Origin of the sequence: Porphyromonas catoniae ATCC 51270, from assembly GCF_000565015.1 — a bacterium.
GTDB classification, from domain to species: domain Bacteria; phylum Bacteroidota; class Bacteroidia; order Bacteroidales; family Porphyromonadaceae; genus Porphyromonas; species Porphyromonas catoniae.
Window position 1 is genome coordinate 123,252 of sequence record NZ_JDFF01000025.1, and the last position, 21,939, is coordinate 145,190.

14 protein-coding genes are annotated in these 21,939 nt (G+C 50.7%); 4 read left to right on the forward strand and 10 right to left on the reverse strand.

Translation table 11 applies throughout. From position 1 onward, the window contains the following. Nucleotides 1-74: 74 nt before the first annotated feature. From dapA to dinD, 9 genes are all read right to left on the reverse strand, one after another. Complete coding sequence (dapA, locus tag HMPREF0636_RS07990) at nt 75-992, reverse strand: 4-hydroxy-tetrahydrodipicolinate synthase (protein WP_044169670.1); 918 nt, start codon at nt 990-992, stop codon at nt 75-77. Nucleotides 993-1,628: 636 nt separating this feature from the next. Beyond that, entirely contained in the window at nt 1,629-3,467 is a 1,839-nt protein-coding gene (locus HMPREF0636_RS07995) for a DEAD/DEAH box helicase (RefSeq protein WP_044169671.1), read from the reverse strand. A gap of 149 nt (nt 3,468-3,616) precedes the next feature. Next, entirely contained in the window at nt 3,617-4,234 is a 618-nt protein-coding gene (locus tag HMPREF0636_RS08000; protein WP_005467982.1) for an SIS domain-containing protein, read from the reverse strand. 58 nt (nt 4,235-4,292) lie between these two features. Further along, complete coding sequence (locus tag HMPREF0636_RS08385) at nt 4,293-4,613, reverse strand: DUF2752 domain-containing protein (RefSeq protein ID WP_162147899.1); 321 nt, start codon at nt 4,611-4,613, stop codon at nt 4,293-4,295. A gap of 138 nt (nt 4,614-4,751) precedes the next feature. Beyond that, nucleotides 4,752-5,093, reverse strand: a complete 342-nt coding sequence (locus HMPREF0636_RS08005) for a TM2 domain-containing protein (RefSeq protein WP_044169672.1) — start codon at nt 5,091-5,093, stop codon at nt 4,752-4,754. Nucleotides 5,094-5,729: 636 nt separating this feature from the next. Continuing rightward, nucleotides 5,730-6,992, reverse strand: coding sequence for a THUMP-like domain-containing protein (locus HMPREF0636_RS08010; RefSeq protein ID WP_052328800.1), 1,263 nt, complete (start codon nt 6,990-6,992; stop codon nt 5,730-5,732). Nucleotides 6,993-7,078: 86 nt separating this feature from the next. Then, nucleotides 7,079-9,586, reverse strand: coding sequence for a glycoside hydrolase family 2 TIM barrel-domain containing protein (locus HMPREF0636_RS08015; protein WP_044169673.1), 2,508 nt, complete (start codon nt 9,584-9,586; stop codon nt 7,079-7,081). Nucleotides 9,587-9,794: 208 nt separating this feature from the next. After that, entirely contained in the window at nt 9,795-10,283 is a 489-nt protein-coding gene (locus tag HMPREF0636_RS08020) for an HU family DNA-binding protein (RefSeq protein WP_005467976.1), read from the reverse strand. A gap of 350 nt (nt 10,284-10,633) precedes the next feature. Further along, nucleotides 10,634-11,482 (reverse strand): DNA damage-inducible protein D, encoded by an 849-nt coding sequence (dinD, locus tag HMPREF0636_RS08025; RefSeq protein ID WP_044169674.1) that lies wholly within the window; start codon nt 11,480-11,482, stop codon nt 10,634-10,636. A 601-nt stretch (nt 11,483-12,083) separates the two neighbouring features. Between dinD and HMPREF0636_RS08030 the strand changes: the two genes are divergently transcribed. The 3 genes from HMPREF0636_RS08030 (at nt 12,084) to HMPREF0636_RS08040 (ending at nt 17,260) form a co-directional block, all read left to right on the forward strand. Beyond that, on the forward strand, nt 12,084-14,465 hold the full coding sequence (locus HMPREF0636_RS08030) for a TonB-dependent receptor (protein WP_248616903.1): 2,382 nt from the start codon (nt 12,084-12,086) through the stop codon (nt 14,463-14,465). A gap of 38 nt (nt 14,466-14,503) precedes the next feature. Further along, the gene (locus tag HMPREF0636_RS08035; protein WP_044169676.1) at nt 14,504-15,940 is read left to right on the forward strand and encodes a DUF4374 domain-containing protein; all 1,437 of its coding nucleotides are present in this window, start codon (nt 14,504-14,506) and stop codon (nt 15,938-15,940) included. Nucleotides 15,941-16,069: 129 nt separating this feature from the next. After that, entirely contained in the window at nt 16,070-17,260 is a 1,191-nt protein-coding gene (locus HMPREF0636_RS08040; RefSeq protein ID WP_044169677.1) for a PepSY-associated TM helix domain-containing protein, read from the forward strand. Nucleotides 17,261-17,524: 264 nt separating this feature from the next. On the opposite strand, the gene HMPREF0636_RS08305 is transcribed toward HMPREF0636_RS08040, so the two are convergent. Continuing rightward, nucleotides 17,525-18,103: a hypothetical protein gene (locus HMPREF0636_RS08305; RefSeq protein WP_052328801.1), complete on the reverse strand. Its 579-nt coding sequence runs from the start codon at nt 18,101-18,103 to the stop codon at nt 17,525-17,527. A gap of 605 nt (nt 18,104-18,708) precedes the next feature. On the opposite strand from HMPREF0636_RS08305, the gene HMPREF0636_RS08055 reads away from it, so the two are divergent. Beyond that, nucleotides 18,709-21,924 carry a SusC/RagA family TonB-linked outer membrane protein gene (locus HMPREF0636_RS08055; protein ID WP_044169679.1) on the forward strand — a complete coding sequence of 1,072 codons (3,216 nt, stop codon included), beginning with the start codon at nt 18,709-18,711 and terminating at the stop codon, nt 21,922-21,924. The last annotated feature ends 15 nt before the right edge of the window (nt 21,925-21,939 follow it).

Genomic DNA, 21,939 nt, shown 5'->3' on the forward strand with positions numbered 1-21,939 from the left:
AGCCTAGGCTGTACCTTAACATTTACACGCTAAGGATCTTGAATATGATGATTATGTGTTCTTGAAAGACGGCTCTAGCACCCGATGGTTGAGGCATAGAGGTCAAGCTCCTTGCGTGTCTCATCCAGTCGCACACGAAGCTCCTCACTCACGGGAACCAGCGGTAGGCGCAGGGTATCGGAGTCAATCAGACACATCAAGCGAAGCAATGCCTTGATCCCCGCTGGATTTCCCTCTTGGAAGAGCTGTGTGTTGATTTGCCTCATGGCCGTCTGGAGCATATCCGCTTCGTTATATCGCCCCTGCATCGCCAGATGGGTAAGGCGAGACGTTAGCCTTGGGTACGCATTACCTACCACGGAGATTACCCCCTGAGCACCATTCTGTACAAAGGCTACGGTCAGAGCATCGTCTCCAGAGAGTACAACGAAATCCTTTGGGAGCTCTGCGGAAGTAATCTGCTCTGCCTGCTGTGGGAAGCCCGAGGCCTCTTTAACCCCTATAATATTCTCATGCTCCTGAGCTAGGCGGATTACCGTATCTGGTGCCATATTTACCCCCACTCGACCTGGCACATTATAAAGCACAATAGGGAGACTGCTCCTACGTGCAAGTGTCGAGAAGTGCTGATAAATGCCCTCCTGTGAAGGCTTGTTGTAGTAAGGCACCACAGAGAGAATCCCATCAATCCCACGAGTCTCCATAGCTGCAATCCTATCGGCTGTCTCTAGGGTGTTATTCCCCCCGAGACCCACCATGATGGGGCAACGGCCAGCGACCTGCTTCACGATCTGCTCTGTGACAGCATCTCGTTCCTGGCGGGTGAGGCATGGGGATTCGCCCGTCGTACCATGCACGACGAGGAAGTCTGTGGCTCGGTCACGCAATAGATGCTCTACGAGACGCTCTAAGCTCTTGTAATCGACCTTATTCGTCTCTGTGAACGGGGTAACGAGGGCTACGCCCAACCCTTTGAAGGAATGTTTGCTCATCGCTTCTCTCTAGTAACTCCCATGAGGGAGGACGATATTGATAGACAAAGGTAGTGATTTCCTATTCTTGGTCGCTCCTCATCCCTTTGTTTGAGTAGGTTTGGCATATTTCTCTCATCCATGGATGATGGAGAGCAAAAACGATAACAAAATAAACCGCATGACAACGACAAGTATCCCCTTCCTCAAGACTTCATACCACACTTAAAAACAGCACAATACAAGAGACAAAAACAGAGTGCCGATGAGTTACCACAAGTCGTTACAAAGAGTTGTGGTAACTCGTCATTACGAGTTATGGTAAGTCGTCGAGGAGAGTTATGGTAACTTGTTACGGCGACTTATAGTAAGTCTTTATGCACTCTTCACAAGGCCTTTATCTAGGTCGTTTGTGAAGGATCCCCATCGAGGGTAGAAAACCGAAAGAGAGATAAGCGACCACCCCTCCTATACACCACGCTCAAAACACAACAAGTTAGATCTAAACAAACAAGGACGTAGGGTTAAGCGAACCCAAGAGGGGTGTTTTTAGGAGAAGAGCAGGCTATGCACTCAGGAGCAAAGAGAAGCCCCACCTTAGCCCTGCGCCATGAGGAGCAGGAGCTAAGGTGGGGCTAGGATTACAGTGGCAGGCGACTACCTACGGGACTTCTTCTTACCCTTGTACTTATCGAAGGGTGAGGAGTGACTGTCGCCCTTTCGGCTAGAGCGGGGTGAATAGTCGTCATGATGCTTCTTCCCCTTGCGTGGCGCACGTGGGCTATCGTCGAAGTGGGTACGCTTACCTCTGCGCTCACGCTTGCCCTCGGAGGCTCCTACGGCATCAGCGTAGTCCACGACGATACGCCGACCATCTACCTCGTAGCTGCTCATGGAGGTAACGACCTCTGAGGCCTCGTGCTCATCGACCTCGAAGAATGAGAAGCGAGGCATGAGGTCAATCTTACCGATTTTCACACGACCTGGGACGCACTTGTTGATGAGTTCAATGAGCTTGTTGGGGTACATCTTGTCGAGCTTACCGAAGTTGATGAAGAGACGCTTCATCCCTTCCTCGGCTACGGCATTGCGCTTGTCACGCTTCTCCTTGCGCTCTGTGGGTAGCTTGCCCTTATCATCTGCCTCCTCGATTGCCTCTTCGCTCTCATAGTAGTCGAGCATACGGCGAAACTCCATGAGCATGATCCGACGCATGAGCTCCTCCTTGTCGAGCCAGTCGAGCTTGCGCAGGAGGTCAGGGAGTACACTCTCCAGAGTAGCATCCTCGGTGAGCTCTACTCGCTCAATGCGATCAGCTAGACCGAAGAGCTGCTTCTGACAGATCTCCTGTCCTGTGGGTAGGTTCTTACGCTCTAGGGTAGCGTGCGAGATGCGCTCTATATCTCGAATGCGTCCACGCTCACGGCTATGGCAGATAGCTATGGATAGTCCCATCTTCCCGGCACGGGCGGTTCGGCCACTGCGGTGGGTATAGCTCTCGATATCATCTGGTAGACCATAGTGAATTACGTGCGTTAGGTCGTTCACATCTAGCCCTCGGGCAGCGACATCGGTAGCTACGAGGAGCTGAAGGTTGCGTATGCGGAACTTCTGCATCACGTAGTCACGCTGAGCCTGAGAGAGCTCACCATGCAGAGCATCGGCATTATAGCCATCACGGATCAGCTGGTCTGCGATCTCCTGAGTCTCCTTACGTGTACGGCAGAATATGATCCCATAGATGCTGGGGTAATAGTCTGCAATGCGCTTTAGGGCAAGGTACTTATGGCGGGCAGAGACGACATAGTAGTGGTGCTTGATATTGGCATTACCTTGGTTCTTGGTACCGACGACGATCTCACGAGGATGATGCATGTACGAAGCTGCGATCGAACTGATCTCACGAGGCATGGTAGCAGAGAAGAGGAGGAGGTGACGCTCCTTGGGCACCTGTGCTAGGATGGTCTGTAGGCTCTCGGTGAAGCCCATATTCAGCATCTCATCCGCTTCGTCAAGCACAACAGTCTGCACCTCGTCGAGCGAAGCCACACCACGCTCCATGAGGTCGATTAGACGGCCTGGGGTGGCGACGATCACCTCGACGCCACGACGAAGGGTGCGTATCTGTGCCTCTATGGATGAGCCTCCATAGACAGGGAGGATACGCACTGAGGGGAGATACTTGCTGTACTCGGTAAGGTCATCGGAGATCTGTAAGCACAGTTCGCGGGTGGGACATAAGACAAGGGCACGTGCATGCCCCGAGGCATTTGTCCGAGTCTTGGACTCGTCGAGGCTACGTGCGACGTTCTGTAGGAGGGGAAGACCAAAGGCGGCAGTCTTACCTGTGCCCGTCTGGGCTAGTGCGATGAGGTCTTGTGGCTCTCCGAGGAGATGGGGTATAACAGCTTCCTGCACGGGCATAGGCTGTTCGTAGCCAAGCTCTGCTACGGCTTGGCAAATAGGGGCACTCACCCCTAGGGCTTCAAATGTCATTGATTGCTCTTGTAATTAATACGCCTATCCTTAGGTGGTAGGCAGTGTGCTTCTCATGGACTACCTCAGCCCAACCTCGGCACACACAACAAAATCTGGAATAACGAGGTACATAGCCTCACAGCTTCGTACCCCACGTGAGCAGACGCCTAGCGCTGCTCTGTCTGTAGCTCACGACTCTTATCCCCAAGGTAGCCACCATGATGGCGGAGGGAGTAGTCGTGATAGGTGAAGCCGATGCGTTGCATCACGCTCACCACGAGCAGATCTCCCAGTACCGTCATCACCGTAGTGCTGGTGGTGGGGGTGAGTCCGAGGGGACATACCTCCTTAGGGTTACCTGTGGATAGGCAGACATTGACCTCTCCAGAGAGTGGACTATCGGGATTACCCGTAATCAAGATGAAGGGTAGGGAGGGATACATCCGACGTGCAAGAGCAACCAGCTCAAGCACCTCTCGAGTCTTCCCCGAATTACTAATCAGAAGCATCACATCACTGGAGCAAACCATCCCAAGGTCTCCATGCTGTGCTTCACTAGGGTGAAGGAAATAAGCTGGTGTACCTGTGGAGCTGAAGGTCGTGGCGATGTTATGCGCGATCTGCCCCGCCTTGCCCATTCCCGAAGTAATGAGACGCCCCCCTCCATCGTGCACACGCTCAAGTATAAGAGCTATGGCCTTCTCGTAATCGTTATCACGGGGGATGTTGCGGAGAGCTTCAATCTCAGCTTGCAACATCTGATCGATGGTATATTCGGAGGGCATACGAAGTTGCTTCTTTATTCTTGCTCACAAAGATAGGGCTTTCTCCGCAGATAAGCCCCTAGTAACCCCAGCAGTTACGTAGTATCCACCAAGCAAGGAGTATTAAGACAAGGGAAAGGATAACGAGCGGGTGGCGTAGGAATGCCCTCAGACGTGGTGTCTTCTCTCCCCACAATGCGTCACCGATATAGAGTGCCAGAATGGGTACAGTAAAGAGCAGGGAATAGTTGTACGCTATTCCCTGTGCAAAGTTCCCATGCAGGAGTGCATGTACAGCGCGCTGTGTACCACAACCCGGGCAACGAAAACCTGTAAGCCTAAGGAGTAGACATGAGGGAAGGCTCCCCGATGATGGCTCAAGGGCATAATATAAGGTCACAAGCACAAGCCCGAGGACAAGCACCAGCAACCACCTACCCCTCCTATATAGAGGGGTACAGCGGGACTTGTGAGCATCACACATAGCTCGAAGCAAACCCCGAGATCACAATATAAGAGGTGTGAAGCAGTGGCGAAGCTAGTAGTTGAGGACCTGCATCAGTGCCTCAAAGTTCTTACGCCTTGTGACACCTTGGATCTGAAACCAGTCAATCAGCGCAAAGATCCCACAGCCACCTCCGGTCAGGAGCTTGGCAACGCCAATCCCTACATCCCCAACCATAAATCGGTCTACACCAAGTGTCCCAGCGAAGATAGATACTAGGAGCATCATGCTTGGATCTTTGTATTCGATCGACGAAAGGGCGAGGAGCTTCGTATCATCCACTGCCTGTAGTCGCTCGCGGATGATCTGGAGCTGTGTTGGCTCAAAATACTTTTGGTTGGTAAGGATGAAAAGGTCTACTTTCTGATTATCCATTGTTATACTGTATTTAGACTATACCTCAGCATCAGAGCGGAGGTATAGCAAGATGGGCAAGAAGACATCGTGGTGCATGAGATCCATCACACCCACATGACAGGGCAAATTTAGAGCTAATACCCTACATCACCAAACGTAAACTACCGAGCTGAGGCTGAGCCACGTCTCACCTAGAAGAGCTAACATAAGGAGCGGGAAGGAACAAAAAGATCGCCTACTCCCTATCTGCAAGACACTGAAGCTAGGCAATGAAAAGAAATACAAGCAACGACACCAATAGCACAAACAAAAGATATACACGGGATTGACACCGATTGTAACACACTCTATTTATGCCATTTACAGGATTGGAAAACGAGTTACCACAACTCGTCTCGGAGACTTACCATAACTCTCTACAACGACTTACCATAACTCGTTTTAATGAGTTACCATAACTTGCTGAAGCGAGTTACCATAACTCGTAGAGGGCACTTTCAGCAAACACCATAAGTCGTTTACTATAAGTATATTACACAACACTTGATTGAGATAGAGCTCACTCTTCCTTTATTTTGGAAAGTCTCTTCCCTCAGCTCTCCCTCTCCCGTTTCAAAGCCTATTGAAACTCCAAGCACACCACCTTCGCTCACATCACAGGCGGTGGCAGAGCACCATGAGCGGGGTGGAGGGGGAGAGTGTGAGGGCGAAGAGCGTCTGGGTGTCGCTGTCCTTGATGCCGAGCTTAGCACGAAGGGCTTCGGGAGAGAGGGGGAAGTTGCGACACGAGATCTGCGCTGCCCCGAGCTCTCGACCCAGCCGACGAAGGGTAGAGGAGGCAAAGGGATGGACAGCTCGTACCTCAAATACTCGCCCGGGGAACTCCACGACCCGATGGCTCGAGGTATAAAGATGGGTGCTGGGGTGGAGGGGCTTCAGGGCGAAGGTCTCCGCTAAGGTCTTGAAGAGCCCCGACTTCATGAGGGCGGCATTCGGCTCATAGAGATAGGTCGAGAGCTCAGTGGCGTAGATCGCCGTGAGTTCTCCCTCATGAGCTAGGGCACGGGGCTGTGTGAAGATCTGGGCAGGTCGCTCCGAGCCTAGGAGGTTCGCCGCCGTGATGGTAACTGCCCCAGCCTCGGGCATCGCCTCCTCTAGGCTTAGGTCGAGGGACAGTAGGAGCTCCTTCACCTCGCCCCGCACGGCTACGACATGTAGCTCGGTGACGTAGGGCACACTCTGCAGGGTATGCGTGATGTCCAGCATCGGGGAGAGCTTAACCAGAAGGCGAGGGTGTGTACAGCCAAGCGAAGTGCAGAGCGAGCGTAGTCTCGGTAGGAGTTCCCGAAGGTCAGGCTCGCAGTCCTCGATGGCATAGACCCTACGATGCTGGTCACCACCCTCCCTACGTGCAGGGTCTAGGTAGATAAGGCTCGGGCGGTAACGCTCGAGGAGCTCTGGGAGGAGCTCTAGCGACTCCCCACAGATCACCTCACTCGGCTGAGTGGGGAGGAGACGAGGGAGGTTGTAGGCTGCAGCACTAGCCAACTCCTCATGACGCTCCACATACACCCCATGAGCCGTCACCGCCCTCAGAGCAGCGAAGTCTACCCCCATCCCTCCAGTGAGGTCAAGGAGGCGGTCATCCTCTCGTGCGAAGCGTCTCTTATACTCGGCAGCCTCCTCGCTGGAGCACTGCTCTAGGGCAAGGGAGGAGGGGACGAAGGCTCCGACCTCCGCCCACCGTGGGAGTCGCCTCGAGAGAGCTACACGAGTGCTTAGCTGGAGGGCTACGAGGGTTCGCTCCTCACGGCTCATCGCCCCCTTGCCGAGGAGGACACGTTCGGGGCTTGTCGTCTGATACTGCTGGGTGAGGGCGAGGATATGCTCGATCTCACTCGGGGTGTAGTAGGGCATCGTCCTGGAGGGATAGGAAAGACCCTCCATCGCTCCCCTGCCTAGCAGTAGGCGGAGGGCGGTGGAGGGTCGTATGAGTTAGGAGCTTACTTAATCTGAAGGCGCAGAGTAGCCGTAGGCAGACCCTTAGCCGAGACATGGAGGACAGCCTCGCCCGACTGCTCAGAGCTCTGTACGAGGGTCACAAGCTGGCCACTGAAGGTGTGGTGACGAGGCAGGTGGAAGGCATCCAGCGAAGCGGGGTTACCCGAGGCGGCTGCACGGAAGGTAGCAGCACCCGTAACTCGGAAGTTCAAGAGACGGGCATCATCGGGAATCAGGTTGCCATCCTTATCCACCACACGCACCGTCACGAAGGCTATATCCCGTCCGTCCGCCGTGAGGGTCGTGCGGTCGGCTACGAGCTCGAGGTAATGGGGCTTGCCTGCGGTGCGGATGACCTTCTCCTCGGCTACCTCGCCAGCGTCATTGTAGGCGACGACCTTGACTTCTCCGGGTTCATACTTCGTATCCATCCACATCAGGCGGTAACGCTTCTGACGAGTGAAGTTCTTGAAGCTCTCTTCATTCTCCGTAGCATCGATCGTGACGGAGCGATCCTTGCGCTGACGCCCCTGACTCTTGCCGTTGATGAAGAGCTCCGCCTCGGGGTAGCTCGTATAGACGAAGATGGGGGTCACCTCACCTACTCGGTCAGGCCAAGTCCAGTGGGGTAGGATGTGTAACGTGGGCGAAGTCTTGTTCCAGTGGCTACGATAGAGATAGAAGCGATCCTTAGGGATACCTGCTAGGTCCACCGCACCGAAGAGCGAGGAGTGGCTGGGCCAGTCGCTGTAGTAGGGTGTGGGCTCACCGAGGTAGTCGATCCCCGTCCAGATGAACTCACCCATGCTCCAGCTGTGGTCCTCCTGACGCATGAAGTCGTCCTCGGGGAGGTTGCTCCACCCGCAGTGCTCGACATCGTAGCTAGAGGACTGATGGTCGGGGTACTTAGCCATGGACTTGCGCACGACGGGGAACTTGTATACACCTCGTGAGCTAACCGTAGAGCAGGTCTCGGAGCCGAGGAGGAAGCCCTGTGGGAGGACACGATGCGCCGTGTCGTAGAGGAAGGGACGATAGTTGAAGCCCGGTATATCTAGTGTAGCTGCCATACCGGTCTTGAGCACTGCCTTGGGGTTATCCATCCCGTTGGTGACGGGGCGAGTAGGATCCTCTCTGTGGCAGATCTGCTGGAGGCGGTAGGCGAGCTTAGCACCCTCGGCAGAGGGCTGCTCGGGGACTTCGTTCCCGATGCTCCACATGATGACGGAGGGGCTGTTGCGGAACTGGTGGATGAGGTTCACCAGGTCACGCTCATGCCACTCGTTGAAGTCTAGGTTGTAGCCATTGGGCACCTTGGGCTGAGCCCAGGAGTCGAAGCTCTCGGCCATCAGCGGCATCCCCATCTCGTCACATAGACGGACGAACTCGGGGGCAGGCATATTATGCGAGGTACGGATAGCATTGACACCCATATCCTGCATCAGACGTATCTGACGGCGCATAGCAGCTTCGTTCACAGCAGCACCGAGGGGACCAAGGTCGTGGTGCAGGCAAGCACCCTGGAACTTGATCTTGCGCCCGTTGAGGTAGAAGCCATCGCCAGCCTTCAGTTCGATCGAGCGTATCCCGAAGGTCGTCGTATCTCGGTCTAGGAGCTTGCCACTAGACGACAGCTCCACGACATACTTATATAGGTAGGGATGACCGATGTCCCAGAGTAGAGGATTCTGCACCTCGAAGCCCGAGCGCAGGATGCTGTCCTCATCCCAAAAGGAAGCCTTAGTCTCCGCGATCTTTGTGCCCAGAGGGGTAAGGATATGGGTCTTGATCGTCAGCACTTCATTCCCCAGTGTCTTCAGCCCAGCGAGCTTTGTCTCGACGTCTACATAGGCGAAGTCTCCCCGTACGACGGGAGTCTTAATCTGTGTCCCCCATGTAGGCACATGGATGGGATCGGTGATGACCATGTGGACATTGCGGTAGAGGCCTGCACCGGGGTACCAGCGACTGCTCTCGTGCTTGTTCTCTAGTCGTACGGCTAGGGTGTTGTCCTTGCCGGGGCGGACGTAGGGGGTGACATCGAGGTGGAAGCTATTGTAGCCATAGGGCCAATAGCCCGCCTCGTGCCCATTGACATACACACGAGCATGGCTCATCGCCCCATCGAAGCGTAGGACGACCCTACGCTGCCCAAGATCCTCGGGGATAGAAAGCGTACGGCGGTACCAGCCCACCCCGACGAAGGGGAGGCCACCCGTACGGCCTGCGTGCTCCATGGCCTCCTTCTGCCCATCCTGCGTGATGGCTAGATGCTGCTTGTCGTTGTCGAAGCTAAAGGGGCCGTAGATCGCCCAGTCATGGGGTACGACGACACGGCTCCACTTGCTGTCGTCGTAGCCCTCGGCGGAGGCCTTGGGGTCATCTACTCGGGTAAATCGCCATCCCTTCTCCAGACGCTCTACCGTGCGCTGGCCCGAGAGGGGTAGACTAAGGAAAGGTAGGCTAAGGGCACAGCCCAGCGTGAGGGCCGATGCGACTAGTCTCTTCATAGGAAGCAATCAAACTATGGAAAAAATACGTCACCAAGTGGACCCCTAATTTATATAGTATATAGGGTGCCATCAGTCAAAGATACAAATTTCGCCCTTACAGCCTTCGTTCCGAAAGAAGAAAAGGTGGCGAGCAGAAAGGAGAGAGCCTCACCCTCCGAAGTATGGAGAGTGAGGCTCTTGGCTTCTCAATTTGGTCAAAGGACTTTTATATCCCAATTCCGCCACCTTGTGGGGCATCACCGCTAGGCGGGGTACTTGGCTTGGGCTTATTACCAGACTTACCCTTCTTCATCTTGGTGGCTGTACGCTCGAAGCTCACGTCTGCGAGTCGGAAGTACTTACGACTTGGCATGAGCGTCACACATGCACCCTTGATATGGGTATTGGCATTAAAAGTCTCACCCTGAGGTACCATGTGGCTTTTGATGCTTGGGCGTAAGCGACCTAGACGACCATACTCTACGATGTCTCCGTTAGCCACTAGGCTACGAGCCATATCTGCTGCGAGATTGAGGACGGAGGCCACCTCCATGTAGTTGAACGTGGTCTGCCCTGCGACGAGCTCACAGAAACGCTCAAAGGAGATTGCATGACGATTGGTGGGCAGGGCGACCTGAAAGGTCTTACCTGCGAACTTCCCAGTCTTGAACGTACGTTCGCTGAGTGAGAAGTTGAGGGGCTTGTTCTTTCCCATGATTCAGCAAAATATATTAAGTAAAACATAAATTTTTGCCCTCTCACTTGAGGACACAGCAAAGGTAGGATAACTTTTTCTTTCCCGCTAAACGAACCCAAGGGTAAACCTTAAAACGCCCTACAAGTCAGAGAGAAAAAATTTTCTTGTACACTTCTCCTCTTCAAATAATCGCTCTCTGTCTATCTCCAAGGGGAAAAGACCGCTCCATCTTGAGCCATAAAGAGCTCATCTTGAATACCTTCAAACAAAACCTTTAACGGTTGTACGCGCAAACGTAGGCTAGAAATCAACCCTACTCTGCTCCCAAGGGAAACAACAGCTATGATAAATGGGGACGTGAAGGAGTTTTATTTGAGCTTCTTCCTTTTAGGTGTAGGCTTTAGCTTCTTTTCGACCTTCTTGATGCTGTCTGCCACAGGGAGATCCTCTGGCATGGTTCCTCCGAGCTCCTTTATGGTCTGCCTAACTTTTGCTCCGACCTCCTCATGGGCTCGATTAGCGTTCTGCTTACCTTTAATTCCCTCTCTCCTCAACCTCTCCTCTGTTTGCGTAGCACGGAAGAGATTGGCAGCAAGCTCCGTACTCCCCATGTGGTCTAGGATCTGCTGGCTCTTCTTTAGTCTTTTCCGTGCATGAATATCTTTGGCTTCAAGCCCTCCGTAGAGACCTCTATATCCACAATTCTGGAAGATTGCATATTCCTGAGAAGTCTCAACCCCAGCATCCTGAGCAGCAGCCGCAAGCTGTGTGTTATGCTTTGCCACCTCTCCCCGAAGGAAAAGCCGATTTTGCTCTTCTTCGGTTAGCTGTGCTCGCCTTTCTTCTTGTAGCTCCCGTGTCCTTGTCTGAACAGCGAAGTAGGTCTGTCCTAGTGCAACTACCTCTTTTGATGGATCTGCGTTCTGCACAATCAAGTAGCAGGCATAGCGCGATAACTTGACTACATCCACCTTTCGCTGAGCTGTTTTTGCAAGCTGCACCATTTCGGTGATGTCACCGAAATGGTTTTCTACCTTTTCCCCACTATTGAGACAGGCCGCTTTAGCCTTTTTTATGACAGATAGGAAGTTACGGTAGTCGGAGTAACTAAGGGCCTTGGCCAGCTCTCGGGACTTCCAATACTCTACACCCTGCTCATCCACATGACGGATTTCTTCAAATAGGGTTTGTCCTGCTTGGGTGATATCGATACTCATTAGTCGTTACACAGCTTAATATATACCAATGACAACTAGCACACTACACACATTGCAGCCTCCTATATACACATAGGTCACAGCAGGGATTTATTGTATGAGCAATCACTTATATTCCATTGCTGGGGGCAGACACGACCCGTTATTTTAGGTATATCAAAGTTGCATCCAGCCCCTCTTTACTTCTCGTGACTGGTTCTACTCCCCTAGGTCTACATATAGTACACACAAAGCTACGAAAAATGCACCCGCCGAGGGCGAGGAAGTGTACCCTTCCCAACAGCCTATAATAGATACCCCTAGAGAGAAGTATGGGTAATGCTGGGGGTTATCTCATATAGGCTCTCGGATACATCTGTGATTACAAAAAGAAACTCTAGAGATTCGGGAGGAAAAGACTAGAGTTCTCGAATAAAAACTCTAGAGATTTGGAGAGATAGGAGGAAGTCACATCTATGGACCTAATGAGAGGAGCAGGAGGACGTACGGCAAGAGCGCATACAGCAGAGTAATAAATATACCTAAAAATGGTGATTGTAGGGCGCAAAACAACAAACTACCTTTGCAAAAGATTGTTTTGAATTCTATTATCTGCATTCATTTGCAAAAGATATTTTTATTCCTCATCGTGGCATTGGGTAGCCTATATACCTCTGCCTCTCCTCTCTTTGCCCAAGGTATTGGGCTTATTAAGGGACATATCTACTCCCCCGATCGAGAGGGACTTAGCTTTGCTACCATTGCAGTGCAGGGGGAGCGTCGTGGATGTACAGCTAACGCCTCTGGTGCCTACGAGCTATCACTCCCCATAGGACACCATACGCTCATCATCTCTTCTCTGGGATACAAGAAGCAAATAGTCGAGATAACCCTTTCCGATAGCACTACGTATACTCGAGACTTCGTACTCGAGGGGGAGAGCCTTCAGCTTCGTAGCGTGGAGGTTGTTGCTCGTGGCGTGGGGAGGCTTCGCCATACAGCATTCAATGCAGTCTCGATTAATACCCAGGATTTCCTTTCAACGAACAAGAATCTGGGTGACGCCCTTTCACGAGCACCTGGTGTAAAGGTACGTGAGACAGGCGGTGTCGGATCCGATATGAATGTCACGCTGGATGGTTTCACAGGTCGTCATGTCAAGGTTTTCATTGACGGCGTACCGCAGGAGGGCGTCGGTCGTTCATTTAGCCTAAATAATATACCCGTTAGTTATGCCGAGCGTATTGAGGTCTATCGAGGGGTTGTGCCCGTAGACTTCGGGGCAGATGCTATTGGAGGAGTAATTAATATTGTTACCTCGAGGAAGCACAGGCCTTGGTATCTCGATGCCTCCTATTCCTACGGCTCATTCCAAACCCATCGCTCCACCCTTGCTCTGGGACGAACACTTGAGAATGGTCTCTCCTTTGAGCTTAATGCTTTTCAGAACTATTCAAAGAATAACTATTGGATTGATACCCCTGTCGAAGATCTGATCAATGGAGGTATCGACCGAACGAAAGTAGAGCATGTCCGGCGCTTCCACGATACATACCACAACGAAGCCATCATCGGAAAGCTCGGATTCATCCGAAAGCCTTGGGCAAGCCGTCTCTTATTCGGTTTGAAATACGCCCACGTCTACAAAGACATACAGGCAGGTGTACGGCAAGATATCGTGTTCGGGGAGCGACATAGATATGGCTATAATCTCATACCTTCTCTGGAGTACACGAAGGATCAGCTCCTCGATGGGCGCATGGATATACAGCTCACAGCAGGCTATACACGAGGTAGCTACACTCTGGTAGACACAGCCTCCTACCGATATAACTGGAGGGGAGAGCGAACAGAGCGAAATAGCCCAGGAGAGCAGGGCTACGGGATCACACGCTCCAATGAGGATAACTGGACAGCTAGTGCGAGCATCAAGTACCGCCCACAGGATCGGTACACACTCGTCCTACATCATAACTTCACCTCCTTCTCTCGGCGCAGTACCTCCCTCGTAGCCCGCCGTGCATCCACCTCACCTATTCCCGATCAAGAGATAAAAAACATCACAGGGCTCTCTGCCCAGTATCGCCCAGATAGCGTATGGAATGCTACTCTCTTCGGTAAATACTATGCGCAGCACATCACGGGGGCAATAGCCACTGATCCTCTACAAGGGCAATTTGCCGAGACAACACGTAGCGACCACTACCTAGGCTACGGGCTTGCAGTATCAGCTCAGCTCCTTCGTCCCTTGCAAGCTAAGATTTCTTATGAAAAGGCCTATCGCCTACCTACCTCGACAGAGATCTTTGGAGACACCGATCTAGAGACCGGGAAAATAGGTCTACGTCCAGAAAGCAGCCATAATATCAACCTCAATCTGAGCTGGGCACAACACCTCCAAGAGTCGATGCTCCTCATTGAGGCAGGACTTATCTGGCGTGACACAAGAGACTATATACAACGTAATGTCTCGAGCATGGGAGGAGGGAACTACGGTGGCGTCTATGTCAATTATGGGAAAGTACTAACTAAAGGAATCAATCTCTCCCTACGCTTCGACTATGATAAATGGCTCAGCCTTGGCGGTAGTTACACGCTGATGGATGTACGAGACAATCAAAAACACAGCCAAGGGGGGCAGCTCATCAATGCAGGTTATGGACTTAGGATGCCCAACCTCCCATATTCATTTGGGGGGATTGATGTAACTCTTCGTAGGAAGCACCTCCTCGGTAAGGGGACAGCTCTTAGCTTCACTTACGACAATCAGTACGTGAAGAGCTTTACTTTCTACTCAGAGGGACTAGGTATAAACGCACGTGACTACTCGATCCCAACACAACTCTCCCACAATCTTACCCTCACCTTAGGGTTGAGCAACAATCGCTATGCCCTGTCTCTCGAATGTCGTAACCTGACGGATGAGAGACTCTACGATAACTATAGCCTACAGAAGGCTGGTCGTGCGCTTTACGCAAAGCTACGTATCCACCTCGGACACTAAAATAAGCATACAGAAACAAGTATTTTATATAAACTATCATGCAGTACAATTCATATCTCAAGGATGCACTTAGCCTCATGGCCTGTGCTCTATTCCTCACCTCTTGCGGGAGCAAGTCAGACAATCCTACGCCTACACCTCCCAATCCTTCGGGTAAGACAAGCACCTACATCGTAACAGCGACGATCCAAGCATCGGGGAGTGCCAGCACAACGATGCTCTTTACTCCGACAATCCTCAGCGAAGGTTCGCTCTCTGGTAATACTGGAGGTAAGCAAACTGATGGGGGAGGTGAATTCATCTACCTCAAAGACAATACCTATCTCTATAGCATTGCTTATCACCAAGGAGGGAAGACTTCAACGAACTCCTACATCCTACGCAATGGCACACTCGTTGAGCGCAATAAGAAGTTCCAAGGCAATCGCTTTACTACCCACGGTACCTTCAGCGACTTCCTCATCACTTGCTCTACGGGTATAGGTCCAAAAACCAAGGCAGACGCTTCTGGTTACCTCCCTCAATACTTCCTCCTCTCTTATCTCAATGCCCCAGCAGAGACACAGACGAATAATGATACCAAGCTAGAGCAGTTCAGTGCAGAGAACTTCCTCGGCAATGGTGAATACGTTACGCTTTGTGGTCTCCTAGAGCACGATGGCAAGCTCTACTCAGGTGTTATACCTATGGGACTAAGCCAATATGGAGGTAACGTAGATGCCGTATGGGATGGTGATACCTACAAGTCTGGGAAGTGGGTTAAGAAGGGGAATGAAGATCTCGTCAAGACTCAGGATGGGGGACAGAAGAGTAGTTCCTACAAGCGTGGTGAACTCCAATGGACACAGTATCCCAATGAGTGCCATGTCGCTATCTTCTCTGATAAGGATCTGAAGACGAAGAAGGTTATCAAGACCGATAAGATTAGCTATCCAGCAGGGCGATTTAAGTCACAGTATCATCAAATGATCTGGCCCTCCTCTTCGGGTGATCTCTATGTCTTCTCCCCCAGCTTCGCAAAGAGCATGAGAGATGCTCGACAGAAGACAACACTCCCTGCAGGCGTGGTACGTATCAAAAAGGGGACAGAGACCTTCGATACAGATTACTACTACAACCTAGATAACCTTACGGGTAATAGAGGCTTCCAGCATGTCTTCCCTGTTGGTAATGATCAATTTATCCTGTACCTCTATGACAAGAGCTTAGACCAACTTACCAACCAAGAGTATGCTACACAGCTAGCAATCTTTAATGCTAAGACAGGTGGATTTATCAATGTCACGGGGCTACCAGCTGGTGTGAAGAAGTTTGGCGGTAGACCTTATCTAGAGGATGGGCGTGCCTATCTCCCTGTGATGAGTAGTCTCAAGCCCGCTATCTATGTCATTAATCTCTCCACGGGCCAAGCTACCCGAGGTCTAGAGGTAGAGGCAACAGAGATTTCTTCGGTGGGTCGTCTTAGAGAGCACTAACCTCACGAGCAGGGTTAGTATATCCCTTCTGGGATACAATACCACCAATGACTCCCGTACGTACTTATTACAAGGTGAGACGTACGGGAGTTTTATCACTGATCATGGTTTCTCTTTTTGCTTATCACTATGCGCAAGCCATTTAAGAAGATTCATATCTGGCTCTCACTTCCCTTCGGGCTCATCATTACTATTACCTGTCTCTCTGGAGCATTATTAGTCTTTGAGAAGGAACTCACCGAACTCTTTTATCGGGAGCGTTACACCGTCCGAGAGGTAGATACTACACGCCTCCCCCTCTCAGTACTCATAGACAAAGTCGCCTCTACGCTACCAGACACAGTCTCGATTACAGGAGTCTCAATCCCAATCGACGTACATCGCCCCTATACGATCCAGCTTAGCAAGCCGCGTCGAGCAGGTGTACTCATCGATCCCCACACAGCGGAAATCAAAGGAAGAAGTGATCGCTCACCGTTCTTCTCGGTAGTATTCCGCCTACATCGATGGTTACTAGACAGCATGAAGCCTGGACAGGACGGAATATTCTGGGGGCGTGTTGTTGTTGGGACAAGTACCCTATTATTTGTGATTATCCTACTCACGGGTTTACTCACTTGGTGGCCACGCAAACTCAAGGGGCTTGGTAAACGGTTCAAGGTTTCCTTCCGTCATGGTCTTCACCGCCTCTTCTTCGATTTACATACCGTAGGGGGCGTTTACGCCTTGATCTTTCTACTTGCTATGGCATTGACGGGACTTACTTGGTCATTTGAATGGTACCGAAATGGCTTTTATAAAGTCTTTGGTGTCGAAGTAAAGGATGCCCCTCACGGTAAGCAGGGCAAAGCAGGTAAGCACGAAGCCAAAGGAAGAGAGAGGCACTCTCACGGCTCCACAGGGAAGGATCTCCCTGCCCATACTATGATAGCTAAGGCCCCCACAACCTACTTACTTTGGGATCAGGTTTACCTAGCGGTCGCCTCTCGCTCTACTAAGTATAGAGAGATCAGTATCTCCGAGGACAAAGCACAGGGTACGCTTAATGCTCTTGGTAATGTCTTCGCCTCTGATACCTATATATTCGACAAGGAGACAGGTGAAATAAAAGAGGTTGAGCTCTATCAAGATCTAAAGAAGGATAAGACAATCCGTGGCTGGATATATTCCGTGCATATCGGAGCATGGGGAGGACTCACAACACGCATTTTAGCTTTCCTAGCTGCGCTCTTTGGTGCTTCTCTTCCCTTGACTGGGTATTACCTCTTCTTCAAGCGGAAGTTTAAGAAACGGACGAAAAAGGAACTTGCTACTACCTAAAGAAACGGCCTCTCACACAGAGTGAGAGGCCGTTTCTCTTGTACTCAATTCTATATAGTTCGGTACAGCATGTCCAAGAAGAGAAAGCACTCGTCCCTCCAAGGCTGCACCTGAGTATCGGTATATATGGTTCTTTATGAGCAAAATAGATGATACATCACGGAAGATTTTCAATAAAGACATAGCAAGTCGCCCTGCTAGTACTTCTTCACTAGCAGGGCGACTTGCTTTTACGGATAAAGGGCCTTTATCCCAGAATGGTGTTTAATCCCAGACTAGTGGCTCGGGAGTAGAGAAGCGGAAGAGCCTGCTTCCTGCATCGAAGAGTGTGACCTCGATCTTAACTTCCTTGGCTTGTTTAGCCTTAGCAATAAAGTCCTTCACATTCTTTAGGAAGACAACATCAGTGCTTCCATCAGAGGCGTTCACGAAGAAGTATTTGGTAGCAGGGAGACTGTCAAAACGAACAGTAACATAGTTATTCCCAGTGAATTCATCGCCGATAAACTGACCACTTGAGATTCTAAGAAAGACATCATTATCTCCCTTCGAACTCTTTCGAATGGTGTAGGTGAGGACACAGTCGCCATAGGGGAACTCAAGCTCAATGGTGTTATCACTAGTGATGCTAGCGAACTTGATCTTACCATCAGTCATCTCATCTACCTTTTCCGAGTAGCTATACTTACTTTCTTCTTGACTCGAGGTACTAGAGGGTGCTGATGTGCTGGTTTGGGTGCTGTCAGCAGATGTGGTGCCCTTCTTGCTTTCTCCTGAACAGAGGTTGATAAGGAAGCCCACCAGGAAGATGCTTCCAAGGAAGTAAAGTACTTTCTTTTGCATACACGTTCGTTGTTTAGAGTTGGAAATCGTATTACAAGATTATAGGTATGTATGTTCTGTGCTAAACTTTCACCACAAAGGTAAAGATACTTAGCCATACATCCCTCAGTCTACCCAAAAGAGGACAGAGTCTATAATTCTTGTCATTTCATGGAGAAGAACACTCAGATAGGCATTACCATCTAGCGAGGTATTCTCCGCCCTCTCGAGTGACTGTTCCTCCCGAGAGAGAGACAGGGATGCTCTACCAACCACTTCCATTAGCCTAAAAGCAGTATCCAAATTGAAAATAATAGTCTCCAGTGATTGCAAAAAGAAACTCTAGAGATACGAAATGAAATAACTAGAGATGTTGAGTGAAAACTCTAGAGTCTTTGAGAGACACAGGAGCTGATACTTATATCAAGGGTGAGAGAAGGAGAGCATCAAGGCGGGAGAGGGAAGGGATAGAGTGGCTGGGAAATGAGAAAAAGAGGGGAGAGCTAATCTAGCTTAGAGAGGATGTGACCACCTAGTATTCGGCTCGATTTTCACCGCAGGAGTGCGTACCGAAATTATCCATACCTTTACTGCACCCTTTTATCATAAAACTGATATGAAGCTATATGAAACGCATTAAGACAATCGGTAGCCTTGTACTCCTAAGTACTTCCCTACCGCTATTCGCCTTAGACCGTACTAGTGTCTCTACGGCTACCGAAAGTACCGTACAGGCACAGACACAGAACGGCACCCTCACTGGGCTCGTCAAGGATACTCAAGGTGAGCCTATCACTGGAGCCTCCATCCTCGTAAAGGGAACAGGCAAAGGTACACTGACCAATCTGAAGGGGACATTCTCCATCAGTGGGGTCAAGACTGGTGCAGAGATCGTCATCTCGTGTGTGGGATATAAGTCCCAGACCGTTAAGTGGACGGGTAATTCCCTTCAGGTGACTCTCGAGGATGCAACGACCACGCTAAACAACGTCGTCGTTACCGCACTAGGGATCAAGCGCGAACGTAAAGCTCTTGGCTACGCTATGCAGGAAGTCAAGGGTGACCAACTGATGGCCGTACGCGAACCTAATATCACAAATGCACTCTCAGGTAAAATATCTGGTATTCAAATCCTCAAGGGAGCAAGTGGCCCTGGCTCTTCATCGAAGATCGTTCTTCGTGGTAGTAGCTCGCTCTCGGGGAGTAACCAACCTCTGATCGTCATAGATGGCGTGCCCATGGATAATACCACTGGGGCTTCACTAAGTAAAGAAACAGGTAAGGTCAACAACGACTTCTGGAACCCTGGTACCGACATGGGGAACGGCCTTGGCGATATCAACCCCGAGGACATTGAGAGCATGACGGTACTGAAGGGTGCTTCTGCAGCTGCTCTCTATGGCTCACGTGCAGGTAATGGGGTCATCCAAATCGTCACAAAGAGCGGACGAAAGAACCACGGTCTCGGGGTTACAATCTCCTCTTCTGTTGGTGTAGAAAGTCTCTTCATGGTACCTAAGCTACAGAATGAGTTCGGACAGGGAACAAGTGGAGGCTATAAGGACAATGCTACCACAAGCTGGGGACCTCGCATCGAGGGACAAGAGTATACAAAATGGGATGGATCGAAGGCACGTATGCAAGCATACGATAATGTGGCGAACTACTTCAAGTCTGGCATTGATTTGACAGAAAACGTCGCCTTCTCTCAAATGTATGAGCGTACATCTGTCTACACCTCTCTGACACGCACCGACAACAAGAGTCACATCCCTGGTGCTTCACTCGGACGTACGAACCTCACGCTGCGTGCCACAACCAAGTTCGGCCCTAGCGATAGATGGAGTACAGATACAAAGGTGCAGTACATCCGCACCTTCGTACAGAATAGGCCCATGAATGGATCAAATGCTTCCAATGCCTTCTACACGATCTACTCCTTGCCTCGTAGTATGGACATCCGAGACTTCTCTGATCCACGTACGGCAGATGGTAATATGCGCTGGTATGGAGAGGGTAGTCAAACAAACCCCTACTGGGCAAGTAAGTACAACCTAAATAGTGACACGCGTGACCGCTTCCTCCTTAGTGCAGCTCTCAAGTATAAGGTCACTGATTGGTTAGACGCAGAGTTGCGTGTAGGCTCTGACCAGTATGCTACACGTGTAGAGCGTAAGACCTACGCTGGCTCTCCAATCGCTAAGGGTGGAGGACAGTATGAAACGGAGCAGGTAAAGTTCTATGAGAATAACTACAGCTTCCTCATCTCTGCACACAAGGATAACCTTTTCGATAAATTGGGAGCATCTGGTTCGTTCGGTGGTAACCTCATGGAGCGTAGACTCACAGGCCTTCGTGCTTGGGTGGATCAGCTGGTCATAAAGAATATCTTCTCGCTCAATAATGGATTAGAGCGACCAAAGAACATGGAGACCTTCAGCCACAAGAAGATTAACTCCCTCTATGGTACACTTCAGCTCAATTGGGATGGCTATCTCTTCCTCGACGGGACGCTACGTAATGACTGGTCTTCCTCACTAGCTAAGGCAAACCGCTCCTTCCTCTATCCTTCACTCAGCGTATCAGTCGTGCTCTCCGACCTACTGCGTAAGGGGAATGTACGTCTACCAGAGTGGATCTCTTTTGCTAAGCTACGTGCCTCAATGGCTCAGGTAGGGAATGACCTCGAGCCATACCAACTCTACAGCACCTACAACATAAAGAAAGACCCACTCGGCGGTACAATAGCGAGCGTAGACAATACGCTCTATGATGATAAGGTGCGTAGTGAGCTGATCAAGTCCTATGAGGTAGGTGCTGAACTTCGTTTCTTCGATAATCGACTGGGTATTGACTTCGCTTGGTATCGGTCCAATGCTACAAATCAGCTCATCGAGCTACCGATGGACCCAGCTAGTGGATATGAACGCAAGATGATCAATGCTGGGAATATCCAGAACGAAGGTATTGAGCTCATGCTTACGGCAGACATAATACGTAGCAACAACTTCAAATGGAATGCCCAGCTCAATCTCTCCCACAACGAGAACAAAATCATCAAGCTCTACGCAGGTGATGCTAGCAACTCTCCTGTTACAGAGTACCAGCTAGGCACCTATGAGAACCTCAAGATACTCGCCCGAGAAGGTGGTAAGTATGGTGAAATATGGGGCAGTACCTTTAAGCGCGTAGAGGACCCCAACAGTCCCCTCTACGGTAAGATACTCACCGATGAAAACGGACTACCACTAGCAGGCGAGACTAAGAAGCTTGGTGACCAACAGCCTGACCTACTCACGGGTCTTACGAATAGTTTTTCTTTCAAGGGCTTTGACCTAAGTTTCCTCATCGATGCACGTATCGGCGGGAAGATGTTCTCTGGTACAAACCATGCCCTACAAGCTAACGGCTCCTCAGCAAACACCGCTGTAAATGGTCGCCGAAAGTTCGTTGTCGATGGTGCCGTAGCTAAGCAAGTAGGAGGTAAGACCGTCTATGAGCCAAACACCACCGAGGTAACACCTCAAGACTACTGGAGTGCTATCTCGAGCCGAAGCAATCCTAACCTCGGGATCAGCGAAGCTAATATATTCAGTGCTACAAGTATTCGCCTGCGTAATATAGCACTGAGCTATACTCTACCCAGCAGTATCCTAAAGAAGACCCCAATCACTCGCGTCAAGCTCGGTGTCTCCTGCAACAATGTATGGATGATTAAGAGCTATATGAATGGTGTAGACCCTGAGTCTGTCTTCGCAACGGGTACGAATGCAACGGGCTATGAGTTCGCTTCTTCACCCTCTACACGCTCCGTACTATTTAATGTCACTCTTGGCTTCTAGCCTAATCATAGATAT

Bases quoted from the DNA above. Each gene is read 5' to 3' on its own strand.
- dapA (WP_044169670.1), bottom strand. From the start codon at position 992: ATGAGCAAACATTCCTTCAAAGGGTTGGGCGTAGCCCTCGTTACCCCG.
- HMPREF0636_RS07995 (WP_044169671.1), bottom strand. From the start codon at position 3,467: ATGACATTTGAAGCCCTAGGGGTGAGTGCCCCTATTTGCCAAGCCGTA.
- HMPREF0636_RS08000 (WP_005467982.1), bottom strand. From the start codon at position 4,234: ATGCCCTCCGAATATACCATCGATCAGATGTTGCAAGCTGAGATTGAA.
- HMPREF0636_RS08005 (WP_044169672.1), bottom strand. From the start codon at position 5,093: ATGGATAATCAGAAAGTAGACCTTTTCATCCTTACCAACCAAAAGTAT.
- HMPREF0636_RS08010 (WP_052328800.1), bottom strand. From the start codon at position 6,992: ATGCCCTACTACACCCCGAGTGAGATCGAGCATATCCTCGCCCTCACC.
- HMPREF0636_RS08015 (WP_044169673.1), bottom strand. From the start codon at position 9,586: ATGAAGAGACTAGTCGCATCGGCCCTCACGCTGGGCTGTGCCCTTAGC.
- HMPREF0636_RS08020 (WP_005467976.1), bottom strand. From the start codon at position 10,283: ATGGGAAAGAACAAGCCCCTCAACTTCTCACTCAGCGAACGTACGTTC.
- dinD (WP_044169674.1), bottom strand. From the start codon at position 11,482: ATGAGTATCGATATCACCCAAGCAGGACAAACCCTATTTGAAGAAATC.
- HMPREF0636_RS08035 (WP_044169676.1), top strand. From the start codon at position 14,504: ATGCAGTACAATTCATATCTCAAGGATGCACTTAGCCTCATGGCCTGT.
- HMPREF0636_RS08040 (WP_044169677.1), top strand. From the start codon at position 16,070: ATGCGCAAGCCATTTAAGAAGATTCATATCTGGCTCTCACTTCCCTTC.
- HMPREF0636_RS08305 (WP_052328801.1), bottom strand. From the start codon at position 18,103: ATGCAAAAGAAAGTACTTTACTTCCTTGGAAGCATCTTCCTGGTGGGC.
- HMPREF0636_RS08055 (WP_044169679.1), top strand. From the start codon at position 18,709: ATGAAACGCATTAAGACAATCGGTAGCCTTGTACTCCTAAGTACTTCC.